We start from the raw sequence: 17,728 nt of genomic DNA, 5'->3' as shown, positions 1-17,728 counted from the left end.
ACGCGGTTGACCAGTTGTCCGAGCTCGTTGCGGGCCTGCACGAGCGGGTATGTCTCGTCCATGCTCAAACAGTACACACCTGCGGGTCCGTACGGCACGACTTCCACCCAGGATGCTGAAACCGAGGCGAATCACCCCGCGCCACGAATGCAGCACCGCGCGGTCACGCGGCGCCGGCCGCGTGGGGAGCTGGCCACGGAAGGCAAACGGCGCACGGCTGGCCGAGGCAGTCGGTCCACCTTCGCAGCCCCGCCCCTGACCGGGCTCGACCCGCGTCATCAGTACGTCGGAGAACGGCTTCCTCGTCGCGGGCCGACACAGCTCAGCCGGCCCTGGCCAACGCTCCGGAAAGCCAGGCGCTGCTCCTGCCGCCGCCACGCAGACACGGCCCGCCAGCCCCTTGACCAGCACAGACCAAACCACCTGAACCACGCAACGATAGAGAAATCCCACGCCGATCAATACATTCCAAGACGATCACTGAATCTGCGCTCCAGAACCCCTCCGGCTTCCGCACCTCTGCGGAAAACCCAGCTCAGAGACGCACCACACCACAGCAAAAAATCCTGAAACGATCACCAGATGCCCAGGCCAGCGCATCACTCATCCAGTGATCACTAACGGATATGTCACAGGGCGCGCGACAGGCCCAGTGCCGCGGTGCGCACCGCGGGGGCAAGCCGGGTCCGGTGGTACCGGTCCACGGGGACGGCGACTGACAGTGCGGCGATCGCGGTCCCGCTGCCGGCGGAGACGGAGGCGGCGACGCGGCTCACACCGGGTACGGCCTCCTGCTCCTCGTACGCCATAGCCGACACCAGGTCCAGGAGCACTTCCACGCCCCGGAAGCGCTGGAAGTAGACGGCGATGCCTTCGTTACGTGTGGCAGACGGGAGCGCCGGACCGTCGGCCGTACGCCTCGCGGTCAGCCGTCCGTCCGGGTGAGCACCCCGGCCAGCCGCGCCCGCGTGAACGCGGCGATGGTGAACCCGTCGGTGATCTCTCCCGACGCGATCATCCGTTCCACCTCGCCCCAGGGCCGGGCGACCGCGCGGCGGATGCCCTCGACGACGTCCAGCGCTCCGACACCGGCGATTCGGGCCGCGTACATCTCGACACCGCCGCTGATCAGACCCGTGTCGGCGTGGACCGTCCCGAGGGGGATCAACTCGATGTCCAGCGCGCCGAGTTCCTCCCACAGCTCGCGCCGCGCGCTGTCCGCGCCGGAGCCGTCCCCCGGCGCCCCCATGCCCCGGGGCGCCTCCCAGTGCCAGCGGCGGGTGGCGTGCCGGTAGTGCTCGATCAGGACGATCCGCTGTTCTCCGGAACCGCAGCCCCCGGGGCCGGCATCGGATTCGCGCCCGGTCCCGGCCCTGGTCTCCGTCCCGGCTCCGGTTTCCGTCCCGGTCCCGGTTTCCGTCCCTGCCTCGCCGTCCGCCGTACCCCGAGCACCCCCGGCAACGATCGGCAGGATCACCGCACCCGCGCCGGCGCCCTTGTGCACCAGGCGTATGTACAGCCCCAGCTCCCCGCCCGGAAAGCGCACCGCGTCCCTGAGAAGGGTGACGAACCGGTCCTCGTACACCACCCCGACCGGTTCGTCCGTGCCCACGGCACGGCGCGCCGCCTCGATCTCGCCGGGCTCGAAGAGGATGTCGATCCCGTCCGCGCCGACGGTCTCGTTGCCGAACAACTCGGGTCGCTCGGCTCGTAGTCGCTCGTAGTCCGTCATGTCTCCCCCACTGGAGTCCGGCCGCGGGGCTCAGTACTCCGGGATCCGGTCGTTCTCCTGAATGGTCGCCGAACTGGTCGCGGTCGCCGTGCCGCCCGTCTCCGCGTATCCGGGCAGCGCTCTGACCATCGACAGGAACTGATCCCACTCCCGTGCGGAGTCGAAACGGACCGTGGCCATCTCCCGCGCGAACTTCTGTTCGCGCTTCCCCTCGCGCCGGTTGCGCAGCACCAGTTGCACGGAGCCGCCGTACTTGCTCGCCGCAGCGCCGAGCGCGCCCGTCAGCGACCAGATCTCGTCGCCGGTCATCGCGGTGAAGACCGCGCCGCCGACGGTGACCACCGTCTCGACGACGGGCATCCACTTGTTGGCGTCCACCTCGCCCCCGCGCGGCCGGGAGCCGGTGATCCGGATCAGCTCGGAGTTGAGCCGCACATAGCGGTCGAAGACCAGGCCCACCCGCTCGTGGAAGGAGACGGGGTCGGCGATCAGCTCGTCGAACGCCGCCATGTAGGAGTGCCAGGGGTCGCTCTGGCGCAGGTTCCAGATGTCCTCCAGGCTCAGGGAGTCGACGGCTGCGAGGGTGAGCCGGTCCTGGACCGCGGAGAACGCCTGCCGCCGCAGGAACAGCAGCAGTTCCTCGGGATCCGTGATGATCCGGCCCGCCGAGGCCGTACGGATATCGCGCCACTCCTGGAGGGCGACGCGTCGCAGGCTGCCGTTCGGGGTCAGCGGATACATGCCGAGGGCATCGGCGAGATTGACGCTGTAGATGAGATCGAGAAGCTGCTTGATCTCACCCGAGAACGGTTTATCCCGGTCGTACCGCCCGTCGGACACCGGCGTACCGGGAACGGTGACAAATTGCTCGTAGAGTCCGGCCCGGACGACGTTCTCATTCCGTGTCCGCTTCTCATTGCTGAACTGGACGACTTCACCGATCCGGGCCGCGAAAGCATCCAGCCTGTTCTCCGGAACCCCCACCTGGGAGCCCAGCAGCGGAATGTCCTTCGCGGTCAGCGCCTGCACTCTGGCGGCGAAGGGATTGAAGAGCGCGTTTCTTGTGTCGGTGCGGTTGTCGTCGTCGTTCCACGACATGCGTAAGCAGGTCAGCCGCTCGGTGGAGCGCATCCGGCCGACCGTCTCCTGCCATGCGGTGAACGCCTCCTGATCGAAGTCGATCCACTCCGGCGGGTGCTCGGTGGGCTCCTTCTCGTTGAGCAGAAAGGGTACGAGCGTGCCGTCCGCCAGCAGTTTCTGGTGGGCCCGGCGGGCCGCACCGCCCTCGACGAGATCCCGGCTGACGGCCCGGTTGTTGTAGAAGAAGACCCGGTTGGCCACGAGCTGCCGGGTGTTGATGAGACTACGGAAGTACTCGGCGCGGACTTCGCCGCTGCGCTCCTCTTCCACGTCCTGGAGGGACTTTCCCTGCTCGATCATCGTCCGGGTCATTTCCGTGCTGACCCACTGATTGTCAAGGGACTGGGCGATCACCGCACCCTTTTTGAGTCCCGAAGGCCGGATCCGCTTTATCGCCTCGTCGTTCTCACCGGTCTCGGACGGCATGCTTCTCCCTCAAGTGCTTTCAGCCCGGGCGTCTACGGAGTGGCAAGGCTAGCCGCAACAGGGTTGCGTCCGGGCGGGATTACCGGGGATGGGTACGGCGACGGGAAAGGAGTGACGCAAGGGAATTCGGTGACTGCCGGGGTGGCGGGTGATCGGGGAGAACGGACCCCCGGCAGGGGTGCGCGGCCCGGCGGGAGCGCCCGGCGGACGCGGGCGCGCGGTCCACCGGGCGTACGGCCACGCCATCGGCACCGGCGCACGGCCGCGGCCCCGGATGCGCGCCGGAGCGGCCCGGCCGACCGCGACTGCACGCCCTCGCCACGGCGCACCGCACCGGCCTCCGGGGCGTCGCGGGGGCTGGACCGCCTCACCGCGCGCCACCGGCACCCCGCCCGCCTCGGGCACCGGGCCACGCCACACATCCCCGCCCGTCCCCGCCCGTCTGCGTCGGGCGGGGCGACCTGGACGGGGCCGGCGGTGTTGACGCGCGTGCGCGGGATGCGGAGCAGACCGTCCGGTGGGTGCACGTCGTCGGTGTCCTCGAGAACGTGAGCGAGCGCGGCTGAACCCGTACGGCGGCGAGCCGGCCGGGCCGGCGCGCCGCCGTCACCCGAGCGGCCCCGTCCAGCGGCGGCGGGCATGCGGGACGGGGGCCCCGCGCCTAACGTCGACAACGCACACCAGTGGCGGTGTCCTGGACGGCTCTCACGCCGTTCGAGGATGCCGGTTCGGCGTGGGAGGCCGGTCAGCCATGAGACTCACCGAAGCACGCCGCCGAGGCCGGGACCGGGACCGCCCTCTGCTCGTCACCAGATGGCGTGAGACGGCGGACCGGCATCTGACGCCGCTGCAACGGTCGTTGCTGATCACGTGGATCTCCTTCGGGGTCACCTTCGGCACCGTCCGCGTCATCACGCACGGCATCCGGGGCGGGTGGCTGCCGTGGGGCAACATCTCCGCCGGTGGCGAACACCTGCACCACTACAACATCGGCATCGCCACCCTCGCGGGCGTGGGCCTGATCGCCGTACGCGGTGACGAGCGCGCGGTGGGACACCCCGGCGTCGCGGCCGCGTACGGCTGCGGCACCGCGCTCATCTGCGACGAGTTCGCACTCCTGCTGGACCTGCAGGACGTCTACTGGGCCAAGCAGGGCCGGATCAGCGTCGACGTCTCCCTCGGAGTTCTCTCCACGCTGGGGGCCTATCTGACGGCGAAGCCGTTCTGGCACGAGATCGGCCGTGTCACCCGCCACCACATCGTGGCCGCGGCCACGCGCCATGGCGCCACCGCCTGATTCACCCACCCGCCTCATTCCCGCACGCCCAACCGGACCCGAGGGGATGGGGCTCAGCGATGTCGAGCGCCGGCGGGCCGGGGCTCTGGCCGAGCTGGGGTACGTGGCGCTGGCCTTCGACCTCCACGGCGGACGCTATGTGGAAGACCCAGAGGAAATGTTGGCCCGTTGCATGCCGCTGCTCGCCGATCCCGACCGCATGCGAGGAATCGGTCACGCCGCGCTCAACGTGTTGCGTGCCGAGCCACGGGCCGATCCCGACCGTATCGCCGCCGTCGGCTACGGCACCGGGGGCGCGGTCGCACTGGAACTCGGTCGCGATGGCGTCGGCCTGCGCGCGATTGGGACAGTCAACGCACTGACCACGGGCCGACCGGGCGAGGCGGCACGCATTCGCTGCCCGGTATGGGCCGGGGTCGGGTCGGAAGACCCGATCATGCCGCCCGGGCAACGGGAGGCGTTCACCGCGGAGATGCAGGCCGCGGGCGTCGACTGGCGCCTCGTGGTCTACGGCGGCGCCTTGCACGCCTTCCACCACCCGCCGGTCGACCACACCGTGCCTCCCGGCGTCGGCTACCACCCACGGCACGCACAGCGAGCCTGGCGTGACATCGTCGCCCTGCTCGCCGAGTGCCTGCCCGTCACGGATTGATCCGATCGGCTCCTGACACTCACTCCTGCCCGCCGTCGTCGTCTTCGTCCGGCTCTGGGGCGTCCGGGTCGCGCAGCGGGCGCAGGGTCTGTCCAATCAACCGGCTGATCTTGGTTGTCGAGGTGTCAGTGGGTGGTGGGGGTGAGGCGTCCTTCGAAGGCGATCCGGAAGGCGCTCAGCTATGTGCTGCGGAGTTGGCTCCGGGCCGGAGGGCGTCGGTAGAGTCGGAGTGGTGGATAGCAACGAGACTGTAGGAATCGGCAGGCTGGCCGAGCGTATCGGTGTGACTCCTCGTGCTCTGCGCCACTATGAACAGCAGGGGCTCATCGTTCCGATCCGCAAGCCGAATGGCTATCGGGCCTATGACCGTCGCATGGCGATTCGCGCGGCCAATATCAAGTCGCTGCTCGACCTCGGGCTGAGCAGCGATGACATCCGTCCTCAGATCGAAGAGGGCTGCCTTGACGAGCCGTTGGCTGACAGACCCCATTGTCAGGCGGAACTGACACCGATCCAGGCGCGGCTGGACACCTTGAACGAACTCATCGCCCGTCTTGAGCGCACGCGTGATCGTCTGCACGCGCATTCGACAGAGGTTGCCGCCTCCCTGGGAAACGAGGCGTAACCCGCAGCGGGCCACCCGTCGGCTGACAAGGGCACGGTCGAGGGGAGCTGCGGCTTGACCTTGACGCTAGCGGCAGGTTTCTACCGTCGCGGGATCAGTGCATCTCGTTCGACGGAGGCCCGCTCGTCTATGTCCGCCCCTCACTCCACATCTGCCGCCGGCCCGTCGATGGCGTGGCTGCCCGGTCTGCTGATGGCGGCATTCGTCATCGGCACCGATGACTTCATCATCGCTGGCATCCTGCCCGAGCTGGCCACCGCGTTCGAGGTCAGCGAGGCCGTCGCCGGGCAACTGGTCACGGTGTTCTCGCTGGTCTATGCGGTGGCCGCTCCGGTCATGGCGCTACTGACCGCACGGCTGTCCAGGCGAGCGCTGATCGTCGGCGGGCTCGCGGTGTTCGCCGTGGTCAACATCGCCACGGTGTTCGCCCCGAACTATGCGGCACTGATGGGCCTGCGGATCGCGGCCGCCGTCGTGGGTGCGGCGATCACCCCGGCGGCGTTCGCCATGGCGGGATCGCTCGCGCCGTCTGATCGCACCGGCCGCGCGGTCGGTGTGGTAGCCGCCGGGCTCACGGTCTCCCTGGTGATCGGCGTGCCGCTGGGTTCCTGGATCGGCGGGGTCTTCGGCTGGCAGGCGACATTCCTCCTGGTGGCGGCACTGACGCTGCTGGCGGTGCTTGTCACGGCGCTCACTGTGCCGCGGATTCCTGCCGGGCCGTCGGTCGGCGTGCGCGACCGGCTCGTGCTGCTGCGCCGTCCGGCGGTGCTCAGTTGCGTCGTCGGCACCGTCATCGGTGCGACAGCGGGCTTCATGCCCTACACCTTCATCGCCCCCGTCCTCACCGATGTCACCGGTGCTGACCGGTGGCTGGTGCCGGTGGCTATCGGCGTGATCGGGATCGCCGGAGCAGTCGGCACCGTGATCGGCGGACGTCTCAACGACCGCTGGGGCGCTGATCGCACGATCCTGATCTTCCTGTCGGTCATCGCTGGTGCGACCATTCTGCTGGCGCTCCTCGGCCCGGCGTTCGGTGGTCAGGCTCCGTTCTGGGTCGTCGCTGTGCTCCTGGCTGTGTGGGGTACTGCGGTCTGGGGGTACAACCCGCCGATGAACACCCGTGCCCTGCGCGTGGCCAGAGCGGCGGGTACTGAGGCAGTCGCTCTGAATACCAGCGGCCTGTACGTCGGAATCGCCGCCGCAGGAGGCATGGGAGGCGTCGCGCTCTCCCTCGGCGGTGGGCCCGCGTTGCTCGCGGCGGCGGCTGTGGTGATCGTGCTGGGGCTAGGGTTCATGGCGCTGGCAGTTCGTCATTACCCCAGCGGGGCGACCGAAGAGCAGGCAACATGACAGCCCCGGCCACCTGTCCTGCGGGAGATGCCGAGAGCGCAAGCGCAGCGAGAACCCCAAGCCGATCGCCGCGGAACCTTGCCCTCTCCAGGTACATCGGGGAATGAGCGTTACGGTCGGGAACCCTATGGGGAGAGAACCTGCATCGAGGCCGTTGAACGCGCGAACCAAGGTCTACAGGCGCATGGTCGCGCCTGTAGTCCATAGTTGCGTGAGGCTGGTGCGCTCCCATGCCTGCCAGCAGGTCCGAGAGGAGGGCGCAGGCCACGATGACAGCTTCTCGCTTGTCGGCGACGATGGCGGCGAGATCGGCTTCGGTCTGCACGGGAGTCGCTGGGATCGGCATCACGGGTCCGTGCTGGAAGGCGCTCTCCGACACGACCAGCCGCACGGGATCGTCGCTGCCGTCGAAGTCGTGGAGCGCGGCGGCAAGCATCACGGGCAGCTTCCGGCTGGGGGTGCACCGACGAGGACCAGCTCCGCCAGATCGCCGCCGAAGCCCTGGGCGAGGCATACTTCCGCGACAACGGCCGCCGCGCCCACACCCTCGAAATCGAACTCACCGGCCTCCTCGACCTCCAGTTCGAACTGGAGGCACCGCGGACCCCCACCTGACGGCCGCACACGGCGTCGAGGACGCGGACCGGTGTTGCGGGAGCGGTTGCCGCCCCGAAGGGCGGACGAAGACGAGCGGCCCGGGCGGACGGGTCGCGTACCAGGCGGTTGAAGAGCCGGATCCGGTGATGACGAGGAGGTCGGTCCGCAAGCCTTGACGTCGGCGCCGGTGTCCCTCCAGTCCTACGCGTCGGTTGTGGCAGGGGTCGGGAAATCGACGTCTTCCATGAAGCCGAGCATCCGGGCGTTGACGACCTCGGGGTGGTCGATCTGCGGTCCGTGGCCCGTTGCGGCGATGATCTCGGCGCGGGCTCCGGTGACGAGGCGCGGTACGCGTTCCAGCTGCCGTCTCGGGTGTACGAGCAGGCTGTGCTTGCCCATGATGAGGTAGAGCGGAGTCCGGATGGATCGCAGCGCGTCCTCGGAAAGCGGCAGGGGTGCGGGGCGGCGGATCCGGAACGCACGTGCGCCGAGCCGGATCCACTTCCGCATCTCGGGGACGGCGATGACCGGCTGGTCCAGCCAGGCGGCGAGACGCGGACGCAGCGCCTTGGGGGCGAAGGTCGCGAACAGGCTGATGAACACCCAGGCAAAGAAGCGCAGCCCCACCTTCTCCAGGCCGCCGGGGTCGAGGGCGGTGACGGAGGCGAGCCGTTCAGGGCGCCGATGGGCCTGGTTGAGCACGAGCCAGCCGCCGTACGAGGAGCCGACGAGGTGGACCCGGTCGAGGCCGAGGGCGTCGAGGGCCTCGTCCATCCACTGGGCGGCCCGCTCGGGCTGCCACATCGGCTCGCGGTGGACGCTGCGGCCTGCATCGCCGGGGGTGTCGAGAGCGTAGACGGGGCGGTCGAGGCTGAGCCCGGGGGTGTTGGGGTACCACATGGCGGAGGAGTAGCCGGCGCCGTGGATCAGGACGATCGGGGTGCGGGATTCGGCTTCGGGGTTCCTGGGGCCGTACCGGTAGACGTGCGTGGTGCCGAAGCCGGTCTCGACGTCCGTCTCGGAGCGGATGGGTGCACCCATCGCGTAGAGCACGTCGCCGGCGGCGAAGTAGCGGTCGCGGAGCTCGTCGTTGACGTAGCGGCCGACGTCGCGGCGCACACGGGTCGTGTTCTCGGGCACGGGGCACCTCCGGGAAGATTCTTCGTGATACGACCGTACCATGATGCTGATACGGCGGTACCATAAAGAGGGTCCGGGGAGCCTGGACCACGAACCCACCACCGACGGGCGGAGACACCGGCGCATGCCGAAACGCGTGGACCACGAGGAACGGCGCACCCAGATCGCCGAGGCGCTCATCCGGGTCGCCGGACGGCGCGGGCTGCACGCCGTCGGCATGCGCGACGTGGCCGCCGAGGCCGGCGTGTCACTCCGGCTCGTGCAGTACTACTTCGAGACCAAGGAGAAGCTCCTCTTCTACGGGCTCCAGTACCTGACCGGCCGCTTCACCGCACGCGTCGGCGCCCGCCTGGCGGCCGCGGGTCCGGACCCGGACCCGCGCGCCGCCATCGAGGCGCTGCTGCTGGCCTCCCTCCCGACCGACGAGGAGAGCCGCACCTTCCACCTCGTCTACAGCTCCTACTCGATCCTGTCCGTGACCGACGAGGCGCTGGCCGCCCAGCCGTTCACCGACGACCCCGACGCCGCGGAGAACGCCCTGACCGGCCTCCTCGAACAGGCCCGGGCGGCAGACCTGGCCGATCCCGGTATCGACGCCCGCACAGAGGCGATCAGCCTGCTCGCGATGGCGGCGGCCATGGGCACCAGCATCCTGGTGGGTCAGCGGAATCCGGAGTCGGCCATCGCGGTACTCCACCACCACCTGGACCGGATTCTCGCGACCTCCGCGACGTCGACACCCGGGGACCGCATCTGACGCTCCGTGGTACGCGCGCGGTCCCCCGCCGCCGAGGCCGCCGGGCGACGCGGCGAACTCCGCCGCGTCACCCGCCCAGTGCGGGTGGTATGCAAGAGTCGTCAGTGGTCTGAATCTGAGCGAGCAGGCGCGTGAAGGTGCGGAGCCGCCCTGTCGGCAGGTGACGTACGCCCGCCGGCACCGGACCCGCTGCGCACACCGAGGAGGCGCTGCCCTGTACTACGGCAGGGCGGGAACCAGGGACCCATCGGCGGGCAGAGCCGGTGAGGCACACGCCGGTCCCGGAGAACGGGTCAGAAGGAGGCACGGAGGCATGGAGTCACGCCCGTCGGGATGGTCACGCCGCAGGGTGCTGGCCGGTCTTGGACTCGTCGTCGGCGCTGCGGCCTCCGGCACGGCCGCGTGCGACGGCGGGCGGCCGGCGGAGGGCGCCGACCCGCAGCCGACCGGGACTCCTCCCGGCCGCACGGTGATCCGCAAGACACTTGGGCTGACCATGGACCCCGGCCTCGGCGATGTCGAGGACGCCGACATCCTGATCGACAACGGGACCATCGAACGGGTCGGCACATCCCTGAAGGCCGGCTCAGCCACGGAGATCGACGGCCGGGGCATGATCACCATGCCCGGCTTCGTCGACACCCACAACCACCTGTGGCTCACCCAGATGCGCGGCCTGTTCGCGAACACCCGGGACACCGCCTACTTCTCGCTGAGCAAGCGACTCGGCCGCCACTACCGTGCCGAGGACATCAAGACCGGCACCCTTCTGGGAGCCGCAGAACTCCTCTGGGCCGGAGTCACCACGACCGTCGACTTCTGCGACAACGTCCGCCGGCCCGACTACGCCGAGCAGGCACTGCGAGCCCACCAGGCCGCAGGACTGCGCGCCCGCTACCTCTACGGCCCCAACGATGACCTGCCCGCCGGAAAGACCGTCGATCTCAAGCACCTCGAACAGCTGGCCGACGACTGGGAAGCCGCCTGGTCGGCAGGGGGCCTGCTGACCCTGGGACTCGGCTGGCGCGGCCCAGGAGGGGGATCCCGCGAGGAAGAGGCAGTCGCCCGAGAGGAGATGCAGACCGCCCGGCGTCTCCGGCTGCCTGTCTCCACGCACGCCAGCGGGCCCAACGGCCGCAAGCAACTCGACGGACTCATCGAGGGCAGATACCTCGGCACCGATGTCCAGGTCATTCACGCCACCGATGCCACCTCAGAGCAGCTCGACGCCCTCAACCGAGCCGGCGCCGCTCTGGCCCTGACCCCGGTCACCGAGCAGCGGGTCGGATACGGGATCACGCGCCTCGCGGACTATGCACGGGTTCGCAGGCTGGGGCTCGGAATCGACGGCAACGCCTTGGCCGGCAGCGGAGACATGTTCGGTGCCATGCGCCTGCTGGCCCTGACGGAGTCGGGCTCGGCCCGGGAGGAAACCGCGGTCGACCCCAGACGAGTGCTGGAACTGGCGACCATCGAGGCCGCCCACGCCATCGGCCTGGGCTCCACCGTCGGCTCGCTCACGCCCGGCAAACAAGCCGACATCATCATGATCAATACCGACTCCCCAGGGATGGGCCGCTTTCTCCGCGTGCCCCCACCGCCTCTCGTGCTCTACTCCGCACAGCCGGCCGACGTGGACACCGTCTTGGTCGCGGGCCGACTGGTCAAACGCCACGGCCGGCTCCTCCACACAGACCTACTCGCGCTGCTCCGCCGAGCCGAGGAGTCCATGCAGGCCGTGGCGCGACGCGCCGGCCTGCAGCAGGACCTCACCTCTCCTCCCAAGTCGCCCTGAACTCTGAAGTTTCCCCGTGGACCCGGACACGTGACGGTTGTGCCGCGAGGGCGTGTTGATGCCGCTGCGAGTCCCGGCCGCGGTGAGGCAGCCGAAGACCTGGTGCCTTCTCAGACGGCGGCGGGGCGGGGGGAGAAGGTCTCGATGCCCCTGTGCCCAATCGGGTGAAGTCTGCGTGATGACCGGCCTCGACTCGTTAGGTGATCTTTCTCGAATGACGAAGCGGTCCGCCACCGCCGCCACTGTGAAGACCGTGTCTGCGTCCGGTAGCTCACCCGGTCGAGTCGTGCATGGCGCGGCGCAGGGAGGCCGGACGCAGGTCGGTCCAGTTCTCCTCGACGTAAGCCAGGCACGCCGCCCGGCCGTCCGGGCCGTGCGCCACTTGCCACCCGGCGGGCACCGGAGCGAACTCCGGCCACAGCGAGTGCTGGTCCTCGTCGTTGCGCAGCACCCAGAACACTCCGTTCTCGTCGTCGAACGGGTTGGTCGTCTCAGCCATGGCGCCTCCCAGTCGCCGCACCCTACAACGCGCCGCCGGGTGGTCAACACTCCCGCCCTCCAGCACGGTGCCCCCCGGCGAAAGGGGGTCCGGGCGCCCGGCCTTCCGCGTGGCGGGAGGACCGTCTGGTTCACCGGCCTGCCCAGCTCGGGCGAGTCCGCGGCAGCCGCGGCGCCGGCACCGCGGCTGCCCGGGCCGGCGCGGGTGCTGGACGGGGACGGCCGGGACCGGCTACCTGGAAGTGCGGGTGGACCGCCGCTGGAGGTGTGCGTGCGGCGCGACGTGAAGGGACTGCACGCCACGGCGAACGCCGGCCGGATCACCGGGATGACCGGGTCGACCGGGGTGGACGGCCCGTACGGGCTGCCCGAGGCACCCCGGCTGCGGCCGCGTGCCGACCGCCACCGCCCTCGGCGGGTGCGTGGCCGGTCTGCTCGGCCTCCTTCGCGGGGACGCCCCGGCCCGCCCGTGCGGGAGGGCCGGGGCGGTTCGGTCAGATGCGGTAGCCGAGGCTGCGCAGCTGCTGACGGATCGCCTCGTCGTCGGCCGTAACGGTGCCGCTGGTCGCGGTGCCCGAGTCGGCCGGAACGAGCGCGACTTGCTCCTCACGAAGGTTCTCGTTCACTGGTTCTCCTTTCCTCACTTCGGTGTTCATCCTTGCCCGGTCGGACAAGCTCGGTGCCGCCCTTAGGGTGGCGGTATGGACGGCGACATGGATGACCTGGCCTACGACGCGACCGGTACGCCGGCGGTTCGGCTGCGCCGGTGGGAACGGTGCTGGCCACCGGACGACCCGCATGCCAACTTCAAGGCCGAGGTGGTCGACTACGGGCTCCTCGATCCGCTGGAGACCGTGCGCGGCATGTCCCGGAACCTGGACATCCCGGTCGGCGCGATCGTCCGGTATGTGCTGGCGAAGTGGGCCACCGGGGGCAGCGGCGGCCTGCTCGAACTCGGGCCGGTGATGGTGCCGCGCCTGTGGGAGCCGATCGCGGCCGCGGAGGAGGCCGGTTCCGACGAGCAGCGGCTCGCGGCGTACCACCAGCTCCGGCAGATGATCTCCTGGCTGAAGGTGCCGCTGGACGACCCCACGGTGTACCCGCCTCAGTAGTCGGCGAAGTGAGCGGCTCTCAGTGCTCACGGCGCACCACCCCGGTCACGCAGCCGATCCCGCCGGCCGCCCGCAGGTACTCGCCGATGTCGATCTCGTCGACGGCCGCACCCGCCCGCTCCAGCGTCCGCCGGATTCCCGGGCAGCCCGCGGGCATCAGCACCCGGCCCGGCGCGAGCACCAGCAGGTTCATCCCGCGCCGCACGAGCAGTTCCTCGTCCGGGGGCAGCGCGATCACCCGGTAGCCGTACTCGGCGAGGAGCGCCGCCAACTCCGGTGGGCTCGCCGCCCGGTGGATGACGGCGGTGGACGGGTCGAGGAACACCACGGTCCCCAGCAGGTGCTGTACGCCCGGTGCCAGCGGCACCGTCACCACCCGCGCCCCCAGTCCCGCGACCGCCGAGGCGACCTCGGCCGCGCCGGCCGCGTTCGTGCGGAACCCGGTACCGACGATCACCGTCGACGGGTCGATCCACAGCGCGTCGGCGCCCTCGAACACGGCGGTGCCGGACACCGTGCGCAGGATGGGGAACCCGGCCTCGGCCAGCGCGAGCGCGGCATGCCGTTCCTCGCCGGCCCGCTGCGCCGACGCCATCCGCGCCAGGACCGCCCCGGCCGGGGTCATCCAGAACAGGTCTCGCGCGAACACCACGTTCGGCGTCGCCGCGGGGGACGTCAGGTGTACCTCGACCCCGTTGTCCCGCAGGCGGTCCGCCAGCGCGTCGCACTGCGCCCGCATCGCCGGGAGATCCACCGGCCCGAGCATGAGCGAGGCCCCCGGCCGTCGTACCGCGGCGATGCTGTCCGGCGGGCGGACCAGCAGCACCGACCGCAGCGCGGCCGTCTCCGACCGGTACCCGCACGGCGTCCACACATCTCCGGCCGCGACTTCGTCCACATGCGACGCCGCCCGGGGGACCCACCCCGGGCCGCCGTGGGTGCTCAGTTCAGATCCAGTGGTCGTCACGGGCATAGCCAAGCCTCTCCGCCATCGCGAGCACGTCGGCGCTCAGCGCGGACCGGATTTCCCGCTCCCGCGCCCGCCACCGGCCGGGGCGTGGTGCGGCGGTGGCCACAGTGGCGGCGATGCCGTCGGCCGCGGCCCGCTTCAGCGGCCCGTCGAACGGGATCCCCAGCCAGTCCGCGATCCGCTCGACGGCGTCCGCGCGGGCGTGCGGACCGCTGATCAGGTTCTCGAATCGGACCGTGTGATCCGCCCCGCGTGCGAGCACCGCACGGTGACTCGACAACCACTGGTGGGCGCAGACCCGGGGCAGGGCGGCGGCGGTGTACGCGGGCCAGCGGGGTGGCAGGTCGAACTTCCACCAGTGCCGGTCGGCCGGCCGCATGTCGGCGTATCCGGCGATGCGCAGCGGTTCGTCCAGCCGGTACGCGTGGAATCCGTGGTGCAGCCACCCGTCGACCAGGCCGTTGATCGACGCGGCCGGGTTCCTGGTCAGGTGCAGCACCCGCAGGCGCGCGTTGGGGAACGCGGCCCGCAGGAAGCCGAGCCGGTAGGCGTTGCCCGGTGTCTTGATCACCAGTGGCTTCGTGGCGAGATCGTGTTCGTCCGCGGGGCGCCACGGGCGGGGCAGGACGAAGGGCGGCTCTTCGAGCAGCACGTCACCGGGCGGCCCGGCCGGTCGTGGTCCCGGTGACTGCCCGGGAAGGTCGTAGTACCACGGGTTCACGCCGGCCCTGCCGATCAGCGCCCGCGCGAACCGGGGGAGATCGCGGTCCAGTACCGCCTCGGCGGTCCGCACCAGGTCGACGGGATCGAGGTCCAGCCCCGGCCACTGCACGACCAGCCGCCACGCCGCGTCCGCCGCCAGGTTCTCCACGCCGGTGCCGGGAGAGCCCGCGTCCAGTGCCAGTTCCGCCTCGAACAACGCCCGGGAGTGTGGCTGAAGCCCGTGCCAGTGCGCCGCGTCCAGCACGTCGGATCCGGTGCCGCTGTGCGGGTGGTCGAGGCCGACCAGCCGCAGCAACGGGTTCAGTTCACCGCGCAGGTGCAGCAGGTGCGGCGAGGACCGCAGCAGTTCGGCGAGCATGCTCGACCCGCCCCGCGAACTCGACGCGACGACGACGAGATCGCGCACTTTCGCGCAAAAGTGCGGCACCGGCGTGCCCCGTAGCGGCCGCAGCGCCTCCAGCCCGCGCACGACCTCGGCGACCGGGCGATCCGCGGTGCGGCTAGGCATGGTCGGGTTTCCGCACCGAGTACACGCACCACCGCCACCGGTCGCGCACCGAGCCGTCCGGCAGCACCTCGAACGGGTGTACGGCGCGTACCTCGCGTGGCGCGTCGTAGTAGAGGCGGTAGATCTCCTGCCGGTTCGCCGGTGTCGTCTCGTGGGTGTCGATCCACCGGTCGATCGACTCCCACAGGAAGTACTCCTCCATCCGCACGTCGGTGAACCCGCCGCCGGTGAGCAACGCCCGGAAGTCCTCCTCGCGGAACATCTGGTACAGCAGTGGCTGCTTCTTCTTGAACACGCGGAACATCCAGAACGCGTCCACGTCCGCGTACGGCACGATCTGCCCGACGATGAACTGTCCGCCCGGCCGGAGCACCCGGAAGATCTCCGACACCGGCCGCTCCGGCTGGGGCAGCAGGTGCAGCACCTCCCGGGTGACCACGAGGTCGAAACTGGCGTCGGGGAACGGCAGGTCGTAGACGGTGCCCTGGTGCACGACGTCCAGCCGGGTGGCGGCGAGCGCGGCCATCTCCGGGGTGAGGTCCAGCCCGACCATCTCGCCGACCCGGCCGCGGAACGCGCCGCCGACGACGCCGCTGCCGCAGCACACGTCCAGCATCCGCGCGTCCGGCGGCACCGCGCACAGCTCCGCGTGCTTGCCGAGCAGGTCCTCGTCGGTGAGCCAGGCGCACGAGTCGTGCCAGTCCTTCGAGCGGATCCCGAACTGTCGCTGGTAGACCGCGTAGTCGACCTCGACGGCCCGGGTCCGGGAGCGGGCCGTCCGCCCGGCCAGCCGCGCGGCGAGCCGGGCCCGGCTCGCGTCGATGGCCCGCATCGCGATGCGGCGGGCGAGTTCCGGGTCGGCCGCCAGCGCCCGCCGCGCCTGCTCGGTGACGACGTCGAACACGCGGGCGCCCGCGTCGTCGTTGCGCAGGGTGCGTTTGGTCTGGCCGTCGAACCGCGCGTCCGGGATCCGGATCGCGATCACCGCGGTCAGCCCCTCCAGGATGTCGACCACGGTCATCTTGTCCGCGGACGGGCCGAGGTGGTCGGCCACCACCCCGGCCAGCGCGCCGCGCAGGGCGTCCACATGCGACCCGCCCAGGTCGGTGCGGATGGTGTTGACGTAGCTGAAGATCTGCTCCGCGTACCCCTCGGTCCACTGGACGGCGGCGTCGATCACGCACCCGTCCCCGGCCCAGGTGATGGTGGCCGGCTCGGCGTGCACCTTCTCGGCGTCGCGGGCGCGGTACGCGAGCAGGCCCCGCACCCCGGTCGTCTCGCACAGCGACTCGTGCCGCCCGGTGCGGTGGTCGGTGAGATCGACCCGCAGGCCCGGGTGCAGGTACGCGATGTCGAGCAGCCGGGCGTGCAGCAGGTCCGCGTCGAGCGCGCAGGAGGTGAAGATCTCCGGGTCCGGGCGGAACCACACCCGGGTGCCGCGGCGGCCGCTGTCCCCGACCCGCTTGAGCGGGGTCTCGACCGAGCCTTTGGCGAACGACTCGCTGTGGTGCGCGCCGTCGCGCCACACGTCCAGCCGCAACCACTCCGACAACGCGTTCACGCAGGCCAGGCCGACGCCGTGCAGCCCGGCCGAGGTCGCGTACGAGGAGTGGTCGAACTTGCCCCCCGAGTGCAGTGTGGTGAGCACGAGCTCACACGCCGGGATCCCGGCCTCCGGGTGCGGGTCGGTGGGGATGCCCCGGCCGTCGTCGGTGACCGAGCAGGAGCCGTCGCCGTGCAGTTCCACCGAGATCGCGCCGCAGTGCCCGGCGGCGGCCTCGTCCACGGCGTTGTCGACCAGTTCGAGCACCAGGTGGTGGGCGCCGTCCGAGCCGGTCGACCCGACGTACATCGACGGGTTGCGGCGCACCGCCTCCAGCCCGGAGTAGACGGTGATCGCCTCGGCGGTGTAGTCGGTGGTCATGGCGCTCCGTTCCCGGCGAACCGCGGCTCGGTCAGCCCGGTGAGGGCCTGCTCCAGCCGGTCCACGTGCGTCTTCTTCAACGTGCGCAGTGTCTCCAGCCAGCTCGCCAGATCGGCGACGCCGTCCGTGTGGGCCCGCGCCGCCAGGCCGGGGTAGCGTTCGGTGGCCTCCCCGAGGTCGCCGCTGATCGCCGCGGCGAGGTTGCGGCGGGTGTCGCCGAGCGCGCGGCCGAGCGCGCGGCCGGTGCCCGGATCGTCGCCGCCCAGCAGGTCGCGCAGGACGTCCAGGTGCCCGTGGGCGGCGCAGGCCACGCTCTCGGCAAGCTCGCCGAAGACCCGGGCCGCCTCGGTGTGCCCCTCGATCTCGGCGACCTGGGCGAAGTAGGTGTACCGCGCCGCGGTGGCCGCCTCGGCGAGGAACGCGGCCCGCACGCCGTCGGCGAGGGACTGGTCCGGTGCCCCGTCTTCCCTGTCTCGTTCCAT

At 70.7% G+C, this 17,728-nt stretch carries 18 protein-coding genes and 1 pseudogene; 8 read left to right on the top strand and 11 right to left on the bottom strand.

What is annotated here, in order from left to right; translation table 11 throughout:
- Positions 1 to 629: 629 nt before the first annotated feature.
- The 3 genes and pseudogenes from ACWEFL_RS33800 to ACWEFL_RS33790 form a co-directional block, all read right to left on the bottom strand.
- A pseudogene (locus ACWEFL_RS33800) lies at positions 630 to 818 on the bottom strand (IclR family transcriptional regulator domain-containing protein); the annotation flags it as partial.
- A gap of 107 nt (positions 819 to 925) precedes the next feature.
- Positions 926 to 1,732 carry an NUDIX hydrolase gene (locus tag ACWEFL_RS33795; RefSeq protein WP_451720385.1) on the bottom strand — a complete coding sequence of 269 codons (807 nt, stop codon included), beginning with the start codon at positions 1,730 to 1,732 and terminating at the stop codon, positions 926 to 928.
- 30 nt (positions 1,733 to 1,762) lie between these two features.
- A complete protein-coding gene (locus tag ACWEFL_RS33790; protein ID WP_451720383.1) occupies positions 1,763 to 3,298 on the bottom strand; it encodes a hypothetical protein in 1,536 nt (511 codons plus the stop codon).
- 751 nt (positions 3,299 to 4,049) lie between these two features.
- Here ACWEFL_RS33790 and ACWEFL_RS33785 point away from each other — a divergent pair.
- The 4 genes from ACWEFL_RS33785 to ACWEFL_RS33770 all read left to right on the top strand — a co-directional run bounded on the left by ACWEFL_RS33785 (position 4,050) and on the right by ACWEFL_RS33770 (position 7,222).
- Positions 4,050 to 4,595 carry a hypothetical protein gene (locus ACWEFL_RS33785; RefSeq protein ID WP_451720380.1) on the top strand — a complete coding sequence of 182 codons (546 nt, stop codon included), beginning with the start codon at positions 4,050 to 4,052 and terminating at the stop codon, positions 4,593 to 4,595.
- Positions 4,579 to 5,247 (top strand): dienelactone hydrolase family protein, encoded by a 669-nt coding sequence (locus tag ACWEFL_RS33780; protein ID WP_451720378.1) that lies wholly within the window; start codon positions 4,579 to 4,581, stop codon positions 5,245 to 5,247. Before ACWEFL_RS33785 ends, ACWEFL_RS33780 begins: the two co-directional genes overlap by 17 nt.
- A gap of 232 nt (positions 5,248 to 5,479) precedes the next feature.
- Entirely contained in the window at positions 5,480 to 5,872 is a 393-nt protein-coding gene (locus ACWEFL_RS33775) for a MerR family DNA-binding transcriptional regulator (RefSeq protein ID WP_451720375.1), read from the top strand.
- Positions 5,873 to 6,064: 192 nt separating this feature from the next.
- A complete protein-coding gene (locus ACWEFL_RS33770; RefSeq protein WP_451720372.1) occupies positions 6,065 to 7,222 on the top strand; it encodes an MFS transporter in 1,158 nt (385 codons plus the stop codon).
- A 435-nt stretch (positions 7,223 to 7,657) separates the two neighbouring features.
- Here the strand turns inward: ACWEFL_RS33770 and ACWEFL_RS33765 are convergent, their stop codons facing one another.
- Together ACWEFL_RS33765 and ACWEFL_RS33760 are read right to left on the bottom strand one after the other, a co-directional pair.
- On the bottom strand, positions 7,658 to 7,846 hold the full coding sequence (locus tag ACWEFL_RS33765) for a hypothetical protein (RefSeq protein WP_451720370.1): 189 nt from the start codon (positions 7,844 to 7,846) through the stop codon (positions 7,658 to 7,660).
- A 174-nt stretch (positions 7,847 to 8,020) separates the two neighbouring features.
- On the bottom strand, positions 8,021 to 8,959 hold the full coding sequence (locus tag ACWEFL_RS33760) for an alpha/beta fold hydrolase (RefSeq protein WP_451720368.1): 939 nt from the start codon (positions 8,957 to 8,959) through the stop codon (positions 8,021 to 8,023).
- Positions 8,960 to 9,083: 124 nt separating this feature from the next.
- Between ACWEFL_RS33760 and ACWEFL_RS33755 the strand changes: the two genes are divergently transcribed.
- Together ACWEFL_RS33755 and ACWEFL_RS33750 are read left to right on the top strand one after the other, a co-directional pair.
- On the top strand, positions 9,084 to 9,716 hold the full coding sequence (locus tag ACWEFL_RS33755; RefSeq protein ID WP_451720365.1) for a TetR/AcrR family transcriptional regulator: 633 nt from the start codon (positions 9,084 to 9,086) through the stop codon (positions 9,714 to 9,716).
- Between the two features lie 313 nt (positions 9,717 to 10,029).
- Positions 10,030 to 11,511 (top strand): amidohydrolase family protein, encoded by a 1,482-nt coding sequence (locus ACWEFL_RS33750; RefSeq protein WP_451720362.1) that lies wholly within the window; start codon positions 10,030 to 10,032, stop codon positions 11,509 to 11,511.
- A gap of 271 nt (positions 11,512 to 11,782) precedes the next feature.
- Here ACWEFL_RS33750 and ACWEFL_RS33745 read toward each other — a convergent pair whose 3' ends face one another.
- Positions 11,783 to 12,010 (bottom strand): MbtH family protein, encoded by a 228-nt coding sequence (locus ACWEFL_RS33745; protein ID WP_451720359.1) that lies wholly within the window; start codon positions 12,008 to 12,010, stop codon positions 11,783 to 11,785.
- Here ACWEFL_RS33745 and ACWEFL_RS33740 point away from each other — a divergent pair.
- Positions 11,936 to 12,562 carry an adenylyl-sulfate kinase gene (locus tag ACWEFL_RS33740; RefSeq protein ID WP_451720356.1) on the top strand — a complete coding sequence of 209 codons (627 nt, stop codon included), beginning with the start codon at positions 11,936 to 11,938 and terminating at the stop codon, positions 12,560 to 12,562. The two genes, ACWEFL_RS33745 and ACWEFL_RS33740, sit on opposite strands and share 75 nt — an antisense overlap.
- On the opposite strand, the gene ACWEFL_RS33735 is transcribed toward ACWEFL_RS33740, so the two are convergent.
- The gene (locus ACWEFL_RS33735; RefSeq protein WP_451720353.1) at positions 12,504 to 12,635 is read right to left on the bottom strand and encodes a hypothetical protein; all 132 of its coding nucleotides are present in this window, start codon (positions 12,633 to 12,635) and stop codon (positions 12,504 to 12,506) included. The two genes, ACWEFL_RS33740 and ACWEFL_RS33735, sit on opposite strands and share 59 nt — an antisense overlap.
- A gap of 75 nt (positions 12,636 to 12,710) precedes the next feature.
- Here ACWEFL_RS33735 and ACWEFL_RS33730 point away from each other — a divergent pair, with 75 nt between their 5' ends.
- Positions 12,711 to 13,121, top strand: coding sequence for a DUF6027 family protein (locus ACWEFL_RS33730; RefSeq protein WP_451720351.1), 411 nt, complete (start codon positions 12,711 to 12,713; stop codon positions 13,119 to 13,121).
- Positions 13,122 to 13,140: 19 nt separating this feature from the next.
- Here the strand turns inward: ACWEFL_RS33730 and ACWEFL_RS33725 are convergent, their stop codons facing one another.
- From ACWEFL_RS33725 to ACWEFL_RS33710, 4 genes are read right to left on the bottom strand one after another with little or no spacing between them, the layout of a single operon-like run.
- Positions 13,141 to 14,094, bottom strand: a complete 954-nt coding sequence (locus ACWEFL_RS33725) for a dimethylarginine dimethylaminohydrolase family protein (RefSeq protein WP_451720348.1) — start codon at positions 14,092 to 14,094, stop codon at positions 13,141 to 13,143.
- Positions 14,069 to 15,322 carry a sulfotransferase family protein gene (locus tag ACWEFL_RS33720; protein WP_451720345.1) on the bottom strand — a complete coding sequence of 418 codons (1,254 nt, stop codon included), beginning with the start codon at positions 15,320 to 15,322 and terminating at the stop codon, positions 14,069 to 14,071. The genes ACWEFL_RS33725 and ACWEFL_RS33720 overlap by 26 nt, the downstream gene beginning before the upstream one ends.
- Entirely contained in the window at positions 15,315 to 17,246 is a 1,932-nt protein-coding gene (locus tag ACWEFL_RS33715; RefSeq protein WP_451720342.1) for a methyltransferase domain-containing protein, read from the bottom strand. The genes ACWEFL_RS33720 and ACWEFL_RS33715 overlap by 8 nt, the downstream gene beginning before the upstream one ends.
- Positions 17,243 to 17,728, bottom strand: a complete 486-nt coding sequence (locus ACWEFL_RS33710; RefSeq protein ID WP_451720339.1) for a rubrerythrin family protein — start codon at positions 17,726 to 17,728, stop codon at positions 17,243 to 17,245. Before ACWEFL_RS33710 ends, ACWEFL_RS33715 begins: the two co-directional genes overlap by 4 nt.

It is taken from the genome of Streptomyces sp. NPDC004838 (assembly GCF_053600955.1).
This window is presented reverse-complemented; position numbering and strand designations above follow the sequence as displayed.

What these genes read in the sequence shown, in the direction of transcription:
- ACWEFL_RS33795 (WP_451720385.1), bottom strand. Translation starts at nt 1,732, where the DNA reads ATGACGGACTACGAGCGACTACGAGCCGAGCGACCCGAGTTGTTCGGC.
- ACWEFL_RS33790 (WP_451720383.1), bottom strand. Translation starts at nt 3,298, where the DNA reads ATGCCGTCCGAGACCGGTGAGAACGACGAGGCGATAAAGCGGATCCGG.
- ACWEFL_RS33785 (WP_451720380.1), top strand. Translation starts at nt 4,050, where the DNA reads ATGAGACTCACCGAAGCACGCCGCCGAGGCCGGGACCGGGACCGCCCT.
- ACWEFL_RS33780 (WP_451720378.1), top strand. Translation starts at nt 4,579, where the DNA reads ATGGCGCCACCGCCTGATTCACCCACCCGCCTCATTCCCGCACGCCCA.
- ACWEFL_RS33770 (WP_451720372.1), top strand. Translation starts at nt 6,065, where the DNA reads ATGGCGGCATTCGTCATCGGCACCGATGACTTCATCATCGCTGGCATC.
- ACWEFL_RS33755 (WP_451720365.1), top strand. Translation starts at nt 9,084, where the DNA reads ATGCCGAAACGCGTGGACCACGAGGAACGGCGCACCCAGATCGCCGAG.
- ACWEFL_RS33750 (WP_451720362.1), top strand. Translation starts at nt 10,030, where the DNA reads ATGGAGTCACGCCCGTCGGGATGGTCACGCCGCAGGGTGCTGGCCGGT.
- ACWEFL_RS33745 (WP_451720359.1), bottom strand. Translation starts at nt 12,010, where the DNA reads ATGGCTGAGACGACCAACCCGTTCGACGACGAGAACGGAGTGTTCTGG.
- ACWEFL_RS33730 (WP_451720351.1), top strand. Translation starts at nt 12,711, where the DNA reads ATGGACGGCGACATGGATGACCTGGCCTACGACGCGACCGGTACGCCG.
- ACWEFL_RS33725 (WP_451720348.1), bottom strand. Translation starts at nt 14,094, where the DNA reads ATGCCCGTGACGACCACTGGATCTGAACTGAGCACCCACGGCGGCCCG.
- ACWEFL_RS33720 (WP_451720345.1), bottom strand. Translation starts at nt 15,322, where the DNA reads ATGCCTAGCCGCACCGCGGATCGCCCGGTCGCCGAGGTCGTGCGCGGG.
- ACWEFL_RS33715 (WP_451720342.1), bottom strand. Translation starts at nt 17,246, where the DNA reads ATGACCACCGACTACACCGCCGAGGCGATCACCGTCTACTCCGGGCTG.
- ACWEFL_RS33710 (WP_451720339.1), bottom strand. Translation starts at nt 17,728, where the DNA reads ATGGAACGAGACAGGGAAGACGGGGCACCGGACCAGTCCCTCGCCGAC.